Origin of the sequence: Cognatishimia sp. WU-CL00825 (genome assembly GCF_040364665.1) — a bacterium.
GTDB lineage: Bacteria > Pseudomonadota > Alphaproteobacteria > Rhodobacterales > Rhodobacteraceae > Cognatishimia.
In genome coordinates this window covers 1,296,508-1,309,222 of record NZ_BAABWX010000001.1, presented here as the reverse complement: position 1 = coordinate 1,309,222, position 12,715 = coordinate 1,296,508, and the positions used below count along the sequence as shown (strand labels likewise).

General features: G+C 55.1%; 11 protein-coding genes. 7 read left to right on the top strand and 4 right to left on the bottom strand.

The genetic code is table 11. The features are described from left to right. The first annotated feature begins 60 nt into the window (after window positions 1-60). On the top strand, window positions 61-1,413 hold the full coding sequence (locus tag ABXG94_RS06485) for an 8-oxoguanine deaminase (RefSeq protein WP_353533012.1): 1,353 nt from the start codon (window positions 61-63) through the stop codon (window positions 1,411-1,413). Next, a complete protein-coding gene (locus ABXG94_RS06480; RefSeq protein WP_353533010.1) occupies window positions 1,413-1,850 on the top strand; it encodes a CAP domain-containing protein in 438 nt (145 codons plus the stop codon). The genes ABXG94_RS06485 and ABXG94_RS06480 overlap by 1 nt, the downstream gene beginning before the upstream one ends. Here the strand turns inward: ABXG94_RS06480 and guaD are convergent. Beyond that, window positions 1,847-3,145 (bottom strand): guanine deaminase, encoded by a 1,299-nt coding sequence (gene guaD / locus ABXG94_RS06475; protein ID WP_353533008.1) that lies wholly within the window; start codon window positions 3,143-3,145, stop codon window positions 1,847-1,849. The two genes, ABXG94_RS06480 and guaD, sit on opposite strands and share 4 nt — an antisense overlap. Before the next feature lie 86 nt (window positions 3,146-3,231). Here guaD and mgtE point away from each other — a divergent pair, with 86 nt between their 5' ends. The 4 genes from mgtE (at window position 3,232) to ABXG94_RS06455 (ending at window position 8,045) form a co-directional block, all read left to right on the top strand. Further along, window positions 3,232-4,671: a magnesium transporter gene (gene mgtE / locus ABXG94_RS06470; RefSeq protein ID WP_353533007.1), complete on the top strand. Its 1,440-nt coding sequence runs from the start codon at window positions 3,232-3,234 to the stop codon at window positions 4,669-4,671. Window positions 4,672-4,679: 8 nt separating this feature from the next. Then, a complete protein-coding gene (locus ABXG94_RS06465; protein ID WP_353533005.1) occupies window positions 4,680-5,237 on the top strand; it encodes a 5-formyltetrahydrofolate cyclo-ligase in 558 nt (185 codons plus the stop codon). Between the two features lie 104 nt (window positions 5,238-5,341). Next, window positions 5,342-6,160, top strand: a complete 819-nt coding sequence (locus tag ABXG94_RS06460) for a TIGR00282 family metallophosphoesterase (protein WP_353533004.1) — start codon at window positions 5,342-5,344, stop codon at window positions 6,158-6,160. 106 nt (window positions 6,161-6,266) lie between these two features. Next, window positions 6,267-8,045, top strand: a complete 1,779-nt coding sequence (locus ABXG94_RS06455; RefSeq protein ID WP_353533003.1) for an SLC13 family permease — start codon at window positions 6,267-6,269, stop codon at window positions 8,043-8,045. 51 nt (window positions 8,046-8,096) lie between these two features. Here the strand turns inward: ABXG94_RS06455 and ABXG94_RS06450 are convergent, their stop codons facing one another. After that, a complete protein-coding gene (locus ABXG94_RS06450) occupies window positions 8,097-9,869 on the bottom strand; it encodes an SLC13 family permease (RefSeq protein ID WP_353533002.1) in 1,773 nt (590 codons plus the stop codon). A 141-nt stretch (window positions 9,870-10,010) separates the two neighbouring features. Here ABXG94_RS06450 and ABXG94_RS06445 point away from each other — a divergent pair, with 141 nt between their 5' ends. Next, window positions 10,011-10,751 (top strand): YebC/PmpR family DNA-binding transcriptional regulator, encoded by a 741-nt coding sequence (locus ABXG94_RS06445; protein ID WP_353533001.1) that lies wholly within the window; start codon window positions 10,011-10,013, stop codon window positions 10,749-10,751. 54 nt (window positions 10,752-10,805) lie between these two features. Here the strand turns inward: ABXG94_RS06445 and ABXG94_RS06440 are convergent, their stop codons facing one another. Together ABXG94_RS06440 and ABXG94_RS06435 are read right to left on the bottom strand one after the other, a co-directional pair. Continuing rightward, window positions 10,806-11,675: a COG3904 family protein gene (locus ABXG94_RS06440; RefSeq protein WP_353533000.1), complete on the bottom strand. Its 870-nt coding sequence runs from the start codon at window positions 11,673-11,675 to the stop codon at window positions 10,806-10,808. A gap of 70 nt (window positions 11,676-11,745) precedes the next feature. Next, window positions 11,746-12,627: a LysR family transcriptional regulator ArgP gene (locus tag ABXG94_RS06435; RefSeq protein ID WP_353532999.1), complete on the bottom strand. Its 882-nt coding sequence runs from the start codon at window positions 12,625-12,627 to the stop codon at window positions 11,746-11,748. Window positions 12,628-12,715: the final 88 nt, after the last annotated feature.

The following is a 12,715-nucleotide window of genomic DNA, read 5'->3' as shown; positions in this document are numbered from 1 at the left end:
AGTCCTTACCCGCTTCTGTCGGCCCGGTGACACATCACATCCGAACGGGCAGCGAGAGGTGTGATTGTGCGAAGTGGTGAAATCTTAATCAAAAATGCGCAAACTGTTCTGACAATGGACGATGAACGGTCAGAGTTGACCGGATCTGACGTCTTGATTCGGGATGGCGTTATTGCTGATGTTGGTCCGGGGCTTGTGACCACGGGAGAAGTGGTTTCGGCAGAAAGTTGCGTGGTGACTCCCGGTTTGGTGAACACGCATCACCACCTTTTTCAGACTTTGACGCGGGCCGTCCCCAAGGCGCAAGACGCGCTGCTTTTTGGTTGGCTAAAGACGCTCTATCCGATTTGGGCAAAGTTTGGTCCCGAAGAAATCTATTCGTCCGCCCAAATTGGTCTGGCTGAACTTGCATTGTCCGGGTGCAGTCTGAGTTCTGATCACCTTTATCTGTTTCCAAATGGCGCGCGATTAGATGACACGATTGCGGCCGCTCAGGACATAGGGTTGCGGTTTCATCCCACACGCGGTGCGATGAGCATTGGGGAAAGTGCAGGAGGGTTGCCACCGGATGCGCTGGTGGAGGATGAAAATACAATCTTGCAAGATTCAGTGCGGGTGATTGACGCCTTTCACGATGCGCGCGAGGGCGCGATGGTCAGGGTTGGGATCGCCCCATGTTCGCCGTTTTCCGTGACCCGAGATCTGATGCGCGAAGCGGCGATATTGGCGCGTGATAAGCGGGTGATGCTGCACACGCATCTGGCGGAAAACGACGAAGATGTGGCTTATTCTATAGAGAAATTTGGCTGTAAACCCGGACAATATGCAGAAGATTTGGGCTGGGTGGGACAAGACGTTTGGCATGCACATTGCGTTAAGTTAGATGGGCAAGATATTGATTTATTTGCCAAAACAAAAACCGGGGTGGCGCATTGTCCTTGTTCGAATTGTCGACTTGGATCAGGCATTGCGCCCGTACGTTCCATGCGAGATGCGGGCGTTCGCGTTGGCCTAGGCGTAGATGGATCTGCCAGCAATGACACCTCGAATTTGATGGCCGAAGCACGGCAAGCCATGATGTTGCAGCGCGTGTCATTGGGGGCTGATGCGATGAGCGCCCGAGAGGCATTGGAGGTGGCAACCCGTGGCGGGGCCGAGGTTCTGGGGCGCAGCGATTGTGGTCAGATCGCGGTGGGCAAACGGGCTGATATTGCGCTTTGGGATGTCAGCGGCATCGAAAGCGCGGGCAGCTGGGACCCGGCCGCCTTGGTATTGGCGGGGCCACAAAAAGTGCGGGATCTGTTTGTCGAAGGCCGGCAGGTTGTAAAACAAGGTTGCCTTTTAACTGTCAATCTTCCGTTAGCACTTGAACGTCAGACTAAGCTGGTGGGGGCCTTGTTGGAGTCGGTGTAATGTTACGTTGGAGTGGCGTGATTACAGCATTGAGTTTGGCTGTGGGAACATTTGCCAGTGCAGAGCCTGCCCGTGAAGTCGCAGGGCTGACAAATCAGTATCGCGCACAATATGGGCTGCCACCGCTGCGGGTCTCGGGTTTGTTAGAGGTCGTGGCTGATCGGCACGGCGCAGATATGGCGCGCAATCGATTTTTTGATCATCGGGGGTCTGATGGATCAGATGTGGCAGGCCGTGCACTTGGGGCAGGGTATAGGTATTGCGTGATCGCAGAGAATATCGCCAAAGGGCACCATTCGGCCCGTGATGTGACCCGTGGGTGGATCAAATCTCGTGGGCATCGCGAGAACCTATTGGACGCCTCGGTCACGGATATTGGCGTTGTGCGCCAACGCGGCAACATCTGGGTTATGGTGTTGGGGCGTGGCGGCTGTTAGGCGGCTTTGCCGTTGATCCAAACCGCCCGAATGGCGCGGTCATCTCCCATCATAATGGTTGGAAAAACCGCTTCCCAAATGTCATCTGCGCGGGCCGTCCGCTGTGCAATCGCATCGGTGGAAGCCAGGTCCAGAACCACCAGATCGGCCTCCATTCCCGGCGCAAGATTACCAATTTTGTCTTTCATATGAAGGGTTTGTGCGCTGCCGATTGTGGCCAGCCACAAAAGTTGTGCGGCGTGCAATGGTGTGTGACGCAGCTGAGAAATTTCATAGGCGGCTGCCATCGTGCGCAGCATGGAAAATGACGAGCCGCCGCCGGTATCGGTGGCCAGACCGATACGCTGACCCTCGGCCATCAGCCCTGGCAGATCAAACAGGCCAGAGCCAATAAAGGTGTTGGAGGTTGGACAATGAATGAGCCCGGCACCCACGTCTTTCAGGCGGGCCCGCTCGCGCTCTGTCAGGTGGATGGCATGCCCATACAGCCCCTTTTGCCCCAGCAGGCCAAATTCTTCGTAAGTATCAAGATAATCGCGCGCTGCCGGAAAAAGTGACTGCACCCATTCGATTTCGTCGGTTTGTTCCGACAGGTGGGTTTGCATCAAACAGTCTGGGTGTTCAGACCAAAGCGCCCCCAAGGCCTCTAGTTGCTCGGGCGTAGAGGTGGGGGAAAACCGGGGCGTGATGGCATATTCAAGCCGGTCGACGCCATGCCAGTTTGTCAGCAATCGCTTGCTGTCATCATAGGCAGATTGCGCCGTGTCGGTCAGATCGTCGGGCGCATTTCTGTCCATACAGGTTTTGCCCGCGACCACCCGTTGGCCACGGGTTTGAGCGGCGTCAAAAAACGCATCCACCGATTGCGGATGAATGGTGCAATAGCTGACGCTGGTGGTTGTGCCATGGCTTGTGGTCAGATCCAGATAACGATTGGCGATTTCAGTGGCATAGGTTTTACTGCCAAATCGCATTTCTTCGGGAAATGTATAGCTGTTGAGCCAATCAATCAGCCGCTTGCCCCAACTGGCGATGATGGCGGTTTGTGGATAATGCACATGCGCGTCGACAAAACCGGCCATGATCAGGCCTTTTCCATAATCCACAACCCGTGCCGTGGGATGCAAGGCTCGCAGGGTGCCCGCATCGCCGACAGCTGCAATGCTGCCCCCGCGGATCAAGACCGCCCCTGCGGATTGCAGGTGCACGGCTTCGGTGACAGGCAACTCAAACGGATTGGCCGAGAAACTGAGGGTCTGGCCCAAAAGCAACGTCGCATTTGTGTCTTTACGCATTACACATCCTTTCCTGATCACCCTAACGCGGGCAAATTGGCGAGTAAATCACGCTATGGCATTGAATTTCTGGTGCGGCTTCCCCTATGGTCACGGCAGAAATCAATCCGGTGGCAGGGAGGCAGAACTTGGCCGAACTCAACGAACAAATTACGCCTGACACCGAATTGGATGAGGACGACGCCTACATCCTGGATCGCCGCAATGTTTCGGCGGTTCTAGAGGCCTTGGAAATGGCGGATCGCGCGCAGCTTCTTGAGCTGATCGAACCGATGCATGCGGCTGATATTGCTGACCTTCTTGAGCAAATCAACGCCTTTGACCGCCGCCGTTTGATCCAGCTTTATGATCAAGAGTTTGACGGCGAAATTCTGTCGGAACTTGACGAGAGTATTCGCGAAGAGGTCATTGCAGCCCTGCATCCTGAAACCCTGGCCGAAGCGGTCCGGGATATGGAATCAGACGATGTGGTGGATCTGGTTGAGGATCTGGACGAGCCTCAGCAAGAGGCCATTCTTGACGCTTTGGAAGACGCGGATCGGGTAGCGGTTGAGCAAGCGCTGAACTATCCGGAGTTTTCTGCTGGTCGCCTGATGCAGCGCGAAACCGTTATGGCCCCTGAACATTGGGCTGTTGGGGATGCGATCGATTACATGCGTGATGCGTCAGAATTGCCAGAGCAGTTTTATCACGTGATTTTGGTGGATCCGCGGATGCGGCCGGTGGCCAATGTAACCTTGGGAAAAATCATGGGGGCGCCGCGCACCGCGCCGCTCAAAAACCTCGCCGAAGAAATGTTTCAGGTGATCCCGGTCACCCAAGACGAAGCGGATGTCGCCTATGCGTTCAACCAATACCATTTGATTTCTGCCCCTGTGGTGGACGAAGACGAGCGGTTGGTAGGGGTGATCACCATCGATGATGCGATGGCAGTGCTGGATGAGGAACACGAAGAAGATATTCTGCGTCTTGCTGGTGTTGGCGAGGAAAGCTCGTTGTCTGACAGGGTGATGGAAACCACGCGTCAACGTTTGCCATGGCTGGCGGTTAATCTGGTGACAGCGATATTGGCCTCATTGGTGATAGCGCAATTTGAAGCCACTATTGTGCAGCTTGTGGCGCTTGCGGTGCTGATGCCGATTGTGGCCTCGATGGGGGGCAATGCGGGCACCCAGTCGTTGACCGTTGCCGTGCGTGCCATTGCCACCAAGGATTTGACCGGGGCCAATGTGTGGCGGGTTATTCGCCGCGAAGTGCTGGTTGGTCTGGTTAATGGCTTGGTGTTTGCGGTGATCATGGGAGTGATTGGCATCCTTTGGTTTGGGTCGCCTTTGCTTGGGCTGGTGATCGCTGTGGCAATGGTCATCAATCTGGTGGTTGCGGGCCTTGCGGGCACCGCCATTCCGGTCCTGCTAGAGCGGTTTGGCATTGACCCGGCTTTGGCCTCTGGAGCATTTGTCACCACGGTCACCGATGTTGTGGGCTTTTTTGCCTTTTTGGCCTTGGCCGGCATGATATTATTTTAGGGCCCGAGATGGATATTTCAGAGATCAAAACCAAGGCCCGCAAAGCTGGATTTGCCCGCCGCAAAACTGCATTTGGCGCGCGTCACCCTGGCCAATCAGCCTATTTGTCAGAGGTGCTGGCCGGCTATCGCGGCGTTGCCTTGGCTGGTTATATGCCCATTCAAACAGAGATAAATCCGCTGGGCGCCATGGCCGAGGCGGCAGCATATGGGCCGGTGGGTGTGCCGGTGATCCAAGGCGCGGGCCTGCCACTTAAGTTTTCCCTTTGGACCCCCGAAGCGCCAATGCGCGCCGGGCCCTTTGGGGCCAGCATTCCCGAGGTTGATGCCTTTTTTGAGCCTGAAATTGTGATTGTGCCGTTAGTGGCTTTTGACGCCCAGGGTGGCCGGTTGGGCTATGGCGGCGGGTTTTATGATCGCACGCTGCAAGAGCTGCGCAACAAACGTGCCACGCTGGCGATTGGCTTTGCCTTTGACGCCCAGCAAGCGGAAACACTGCCGCTGGAACCTACAGATCAACCGCTTGATCTGATCGTGACCGAGAGCAGCATTCGCGATCTGAGCTAAGAGTGCCAAAAAACCACTCAAATCGGCTTTGTTCTTGACAAAAATACCCAAAATCCGCGCTGGCATCTTGCCCGGACCATGATTGGGCATTAGGCCGGGTCTTTATGAAAATTCTGTTTCTCGGAGATGTGATGGGGCGCGCCGGGCGTGCTGCTGTCAAAGACAGGCTGCCACAGTTGCGCAAAGACTGGGCGCTGGATTTTGTTGTGATCAACGGTGAAAACGCCAGCAATGGTATGGGGCTCAGTGGCGAGCATGCCAAGGGTCTGTTTGAGGCGGGCGCGGATTGTGTCACGCTTGGGGATCATGCTTTTGACCAAAAAGACATGATGCAGCATATCGGGCAAGACAGTCGCATTATCAGACCTATCAATTACGCCCATGGCAATGTGCCGGGACGTGGGTTTCGGGTGTTTGAGGCCCGCGGTGGTCGCAAAGTGTTGGTGATGCAGGTCCTGGGGCAGGTCTTTATGAAACGGCCGTTTGATGACCCGTTTTCCGCGGTCGACCGAGTGCTCAAAGCCCACCCGCGCGGCGGCATGGTGCAGGCCAGCATCATCGATGTGCATTGCGAAGCCACCTCTGAAAAAATGGGCATGGGTCATTTCTGTGATGGCCGTGCGTCCTTGGTGGTGGGCACCCATACCCATGTGCCAACAGCAGATACCCAGATTTTACCTGGCGGCACGGCATTTCAGGCGGATGCGGGCATGTGCGGCGATTATAACTCGGTGATTGGCATGGAAAAAGCCGAACCAATGCGCCGGTTTATCACCGGCATGCCAAAGGCGCGCTTTACCCCGGCTCTGGGCGAGGCCACCTTGTCAGGGGTCTATATTGAAACCGATGATAAAACCGGCGCTGCGACGCGCATCGAAATGGTGCGGCAGGGCGGGCGGCTAAGCCAGTCTGGCCCAGAATAATGCTTTGCGTGCCAGCAGAGCGCGCCGGATTTGCCGCAGAAAGCTGTGCTTGCCTATTGCAAGTGCATCAGCAATTGTAATTTGAAGCATAAGTTTTGGATGGTCTATGGAACTCTTTGATTTCTCCCAGTCCACACAAGCCTTTCTGGCGCTTGGCGTCGTGGCTGTGATGTTTGCCCTTTTTATGCGCGAGGTTTATCCCGCCGAAGTTGTTGCTTTGGCCGGGGCCTCGGTTATGTTGATCTTGGGTCTTTTACCCTATGACGAAGCCCTGCATGTTTTGTCCAATCCAGCCCCCTGGACAATTGCCGCAATGTTCATCGTGATGGGCGCGCTGGTGCGCACCGGGGCGCTGGATTGGTTCACCAGCCTGGCCAATGCCCAGGCGGAACGCAGCCCGGCGATTGCCATTGGCGCTTTGATGGCCTTTGTCATGGTGGCCTCGGCCTTTATGAACAACACACCGGTTGTGGTTGTGATGATCCCGGTTTTTGTGCAGCTGTCGCGAAAAGTGGGCATATCTGCCAGTAAGTTGTTGATACCCTTAAGTTATGCTGCGATTCTAGGTGGTTGCCTGACCTTGATTGGCACCTCGACCAATCTGTTGGTGGATGGGGTGGCGCGGGCGCGCGGGCTGGAGCCGTTTACCATTTTTGAGGTCACGCCTTTGGCGATTGTCTTGGCGATTTGGGGGGGTGTTTATCTGCGTTTCATTGCGCCGCGTCTTTTGCCGGACCGCAGCAGCATGTCTGATCTTTTGACCAGCGACAAAGCGTCTAAGAAATTTTTCACCGAAGCTGTGGTGCCGCCTGACTCAAATCTGATTGGCCGCGAAGTGCTGAGCGTGCAGCTGTTCAAACGTGATGGGGTGCGCTTGGTGGATGTGGTCCGCGGCGATGCCTCGTTGCGGCGCAAAATGGATGGGGTGAAGTTGCAGGCCGGCGACAGGGTTGTTCTGCGCACCAAGATGACGGAACTCTTGAGTTTGCAGCGCGACAAAAGTTTGAAGCGCGTGGATCAGGTGTCGGCCGTAGAAACCAACACGGTTGAAGTGTTGATCACGCCCAATTGTAAAATGGCTGGGCGTCGATTGGGAGATTTGCGCTTGCGTCGCCGGTTTGGGGTTTATCCGATTGCGGCCCACCGGCGGGACAAGAATATTGGCCGTCAATTGGATGATCTGGTGATCCAACCCGGTGACACGCTGTTGCTGGAAGGCGCGCCTGAGGACATCCAGCGCTTGGCCACTGAAATGAACCTGCTGGATGTATCAAAGCCTACCGCGCGGGCGTTTCGGCGCAGCCACGCCCCGGTCGCAATTGCGGCCTTGTTTGGCATTGTGCTGTTGGCGGCCTTTGGGGTGGCACCGATTTTGTTGTTGGCGGTTCTGGCCATGGCCGTGGTGTTTTTGACCCGCTGTATCGACAGTGACGAGGCCTTTGGTTTTGTCGATGGGCGTTTGTTGGCGTTGATTTTTGCCATGCTTGCCGTGGCGACAGCGCTTGAGACGTCTGGGGCGATTGAGTTGATTGTCGAAAATTTGACGCCGTTGATCGTTGGCTTTTCGCCTTTCTTTATCGTCTGGGCGATTTATTTGCTGACCTCTGTTTTGTCAGAGCTGATCAACCATGCGGTGGCCGTCGTTCTGACCCCGGTGGCCATTGGTTTGGCAGTGTCGCTTGGGGTGGATCCGCGTCCGCTTGTGGTGGCGGTTATGGTGGCCGCAAGCGCGACGTTCGCGACGCCGATCAGCTATCAAACCAATATGATGGTTTATGGGCCAGGGGGCTATAAATTCACGGATTTCATGAAGGTTGGCATTCCGTTGAACCTGAGTGTTGGTCTGTTGGCCAGTGCGCTTATTCCCTGGATCTGGCCGCTTTAGGCCAGGTTGCATTGGGTATTTTGATCAAGAACAAGCTGTAGGCTGGGTGGCCTACAGCGGCCAAAAGATCAGAATCGACGGGATCGACACCAACACGACGATGATCTCGAGCGGCAGACCAATGCGCCAGTAATCTCCAAAATGATAACCACCGGGGCCCAGAATGAGCGTGTTGTTCTTATGGCCAATCGGGGTCAGGAAGGCCGCGCTTGCGGCAATGGCCACGGCCATGAGAAACGGATCAGGTGAAACGTTCAGGCTTTGGGCCATCTGGATCCCTACCGGCGCGGCCACGATGGTGGTGGCGGTGTTGTTTAAGACGTCACTGAGCGTCATGGTCACGAGCATCAGCACTGTCAGGATGGCCCAGGCGGGCAGCCCGTCGGTGATCCCCACCAATGTGCCCGCGATCAATTCGGTGCCGCCGACATTCTCCAGCGCGGCTCCCAAGGGGATCATGCTGCCCAGCAAAACCACCACCGGCCATTCGATATGGGTGTAGAGTTCAGACAGCGGAACAATTTTTGTCAGCACATAGGCCGTTACAACCAGCCCAAGCGCGATCGGCAAATAAAGCAGACCCAGGGCAGAGGCAGCAACGGCTGCGCCAAAGAGGCCAATCGCCAGCCAGACCTTTTTATCTGCAGTCACCGCGAGACCGCGGTCTGCAAGGGGCAAGCAGCCCAACCATTCGGTGATGTCGTTGCCGCGGTCTTTGGGTACCAAAAGCAGCAGTATGTCACCGGCCTTCACTTCGGTTTGGCGCAGATGTTGGGTGATGCGCCGGCCTTGGCGAGACAGGCCCATAAGAACAGCACCGCGCCGCCAGGCCAGGCCCAAACGTTGGGCGGTTTTACCGGCAATGCGGGCGTTTTCTGGCACAACCACTTCGATCACATCCAGGCCTTCGCCTGCAGCTTTTAAGTGATCTTCGCGTTCGCTGTCTGAAAAATTCAGCGAGGCGGCGGCGCGAAATTCATCCAGCGCATCTGGTGCGGCTTCTAGGATCAGCGTGTCATGGGCGGCCAATTCAACATTGCGGGCCGCCCCATAGCGGCGTTTGCCGCCGCGGATCAATCCCAGCAGGGCAACATCAGATTTGGTGGCCAGATCTTCGAGTTCTGCCAAGCGCTTGCCGATGTGTTTGCTATCGTCAGGCACGGTGAGTTCGGCGATATATTCAGTGATGTCGCCAAGCTTTTGGCCGGCGTCTTCGCGTTTAGGGATAAAGCGCCAGCCAATCAGGGCCACAAAGGCCAGACCGGCTAACGCAGTGATGCCGCCAACCGGGGCAAAATCAAACATTTTGAAGGGGGCGCCAAGGCTGTCTTCGCGGATTGAGGCAATGATGATATTTGGCGGGGTGCCGATCAAAGTGGCCATCCCGCCCAGTATGGTGGCAAAGGACAGGGGCATCAGCGAAAGCCCCGGGCTGCGGCCCGCTTTACGCGCAGTTTGAATATCAACCGGCATCAAGAGCGCCAATGCGGCGACGTTGTTCATAAAGGCCGACAAAACCCCGCCGATACCGCCCATCAAAGTGATATGCGCCCCTAGGCCGCGTGAGCTGTCAACCAAGGTGCGGGTGATCAAAAACACGGCACCAGAACGCACAAGCCCCGCCGAAACCACCAAAACCAGGGCCACCACCAGAGTTGCCGGGTGGCCAAAGCCCGAAAACGCATCTTTTTCCGGGACTACCCCGAGCACAACCCCGACCAGTAAAGCGGAAAAGGCGACGATATCGTAGCGGAAACGGCCCCATAAAAACATCGCAAAAACAATGCCGAAGAGCGAAAATAGGATGATTTGATCTTGTGACATTGGTGTCCCTGCCTGGCTTTTGACCAGCCAATCTCACTGCGGGGTTCGGCGCAAGGGGAAATCAGCGGTATTCGCCAACTTGAGCCCACCGGGCGCATGGGGTATATGGGGCGAAACTCGATCAAATACAGGGCAATACGCATGGCTGGCCACAGTAAATGGGCAAATATCCAGCACCGTAAAGGGCGTCAGGACGCCGCGCGGTCTAAGCTGTTTTCAAAACTCGCAAAAGAAATCACAGTTGCAGCAAAGATGGGGGATCCGGATCCGGAGAAAAACCCACGTTTGCGTTTGGCTGTGAAAGAAGCGAAATCGCAATCTGTTCCAAAGGACGTGATTGATCGCGCGATCAAAAAGGCCGTTGGCGGGGATGCGGAAAACTATGATGAGATCCGCTATGAGGGCTATGGCCCCAATGGCGTGGCGGTCATCGTTGAAACTATGACCGACAACAAGAACCGTACGGCGTCGACGGTGCGTTCCACGTTTTCAAAGAATGGCGGCAATCTGGGAGAAACCGGGTCTGTTGGCTTTATGTTTGAACGCAAGGGCGAGGTGATTTATCCGGCGGATGCGGGTGATGCAGACGACATCATGATGGCGGCGATCGAAGCGGGCGCGGAAGATGTTGAAAGCGGCGAAGACGGGCATGTTGTTTATTGTGCAGACACCGATCTGAACGATGTTTCAAATGCTTTGGAAGCGGATCTTGGCGAGTCTGAATCCACCAAATTGATCTGGAAGCCGACCACAACAACCGAGTTGGATCTGGAGAATATGCAGAAACTGATGAAATTGGTGGATGCGCTGGAAGATGACGACGACGTGCAGCGCGTTACGACAAATTTTGAAGCCTCGGACGAGGTTATGGCGCAGCTTTAAAGTCTGTGTTTGATGATGTGAAAAGGGGCGCGCAATTTGCAGCGCCCTTTTTGTTTAGTAGTCTGTGAGAAAGCCACTGCTTTGAATTTCGCCACGTGAAGGGAACCAAAGCGGGGCACGATCAAAATTGAACAATTGGTCGAGGAATTTTGGGCTAACATTGCGGCTTTGGAGATAGCGTCGGTCGGTGCTCATTTCCTGTTCAGGGCGCAAATGTGGCTGTAATTTCAGAAAATCCAAACCATAGCGATGCACGCCCAGTTCGGCACCAGGGCCTAATGTGCGCTGTGATCCGGCGGCAAAGACCAATAGGCAGCTGGCACCGCAAATCTGAGTTACATGTGTGTCCAGATCGCGGTCACGCACATATTGCGCCAAATCTCGGGCTTCGTGCAAATTGCCGCCGTGGCTGTTGAGTACAAATGTTTCGAGCAGTTTGGCCTCTGACAACAGTGGCCACAACTTTTCATTCATATCTTTGGCCATAATGCCGGTTAAGGTTAGCGTTTTGCCATCTTCGGACAACACAGCTTTGAAACGCTCGTGAAACTGACGATCTGGCAGATCTTCGTCGATCACGACCTCCCATTGACGTTCATGGAACGAGACATTGCTGATGACGGGAACCCATTGGGAAAACATCAACAGAGCCAAAAAGAAAAACGCCAGATAGCCTGATGCCATGGTCCAAAATCTGCCGGTCTGAAGGAAGTAGTTCAGAGCTTTTTTATGCATGTGTTTGGATTGCCAAGCGAAAATCGAAAGATCCAACAAGATGATCGCGCCAACCACAAAAAAATGTTCTGGCTTGAGCAAGAGCACCAGAAACATGATCAAAAAGATGACCAGCCTGATGCCCAACCCAGTCACAAAAATCGCTTGGCCAAAGCTGGTTTGGCGTGCCAGTTGATGTGTCGCTATCATTGGTCTCTGTGCCCCTCGGCGCGCTTGGGATTGCATGTGTTGGCTATTTGAGTAGCCCAGGGGTTTGTTATTATTGTGGCAAGTGTTTGTGCGCAGTTTGGCAAATGCTGCGGGTCAGCGGCTTAAGGGCAGGGGCCAAAAGGCGGTTACATTGCCAAAATAGCGGTGTGTCTAATGCGGTATCTGGAATGATTTCCTGCAATCGACCCGCTGCGATATGGCCATCTACCATCAACGCTGGGTTCATGCCCCAGCCAAGGCCTGCAAGGCTTGCGTCAATAAAGCCTTGGGTGGAGGCGATCATATGAAAGTTTGAGAAATCATCGGTGCCAACCTGGGTGCGCAGCCACCGGTTTTGCAAATCATCCTTGGAATTATACCGCAGCATCGGTGCGTGGCGCAGGCTTTGTTTTGTGGCTTGGGTGGGGAAATAGCGCGCGCAGAACTTGGGGCTGGAGGTCGCGCGATACACCAGTCGTCCCAGATAGTAACATTCACAGCCCGCAATCACCCCACCATGCGAGGTCACCGCTGCGCCCACTTCGCCACGGCGCAACAGGTCGACCGAAAATTCCTGATCATCAATGACCAGATCGTAAAGAATACCTGACACATTGGCGATTGCGGGCATGAACCATGACGCCAAGCTGTCGGCATTCACGACAAGCCGCAACCGTCCTTTGGGCAGGGCTGCGCGGGTTTGCAGATCGTCGTTTAGTTGATGTTCGAGTAAAGCCACATGGCCGTGATGCGCCGCAAGCCGGGTGCCAAGGGCAGTGCCCGTACAGGGTTGCCCTCGATGAACCAAAAGGGCTCCGGTGCGCTCTTCAAGGGCCTTCAACCTTTGGGAAATTGCCGACTGTGTCACCGCAAGCTCAGCAGCGGCGGCTTCGAAACTCCCAAGGCGCAGAATCGCCGCCAGAGTAGCAAGCTGGTGATAGTCGTATTGCATTAGTATTCCTAATGAATGGCTAAATGCTTTAATTTGAGTAATGTTATCGCAGCCATTAGACAAGGCCAAGACTAATATGGAGTAGGAC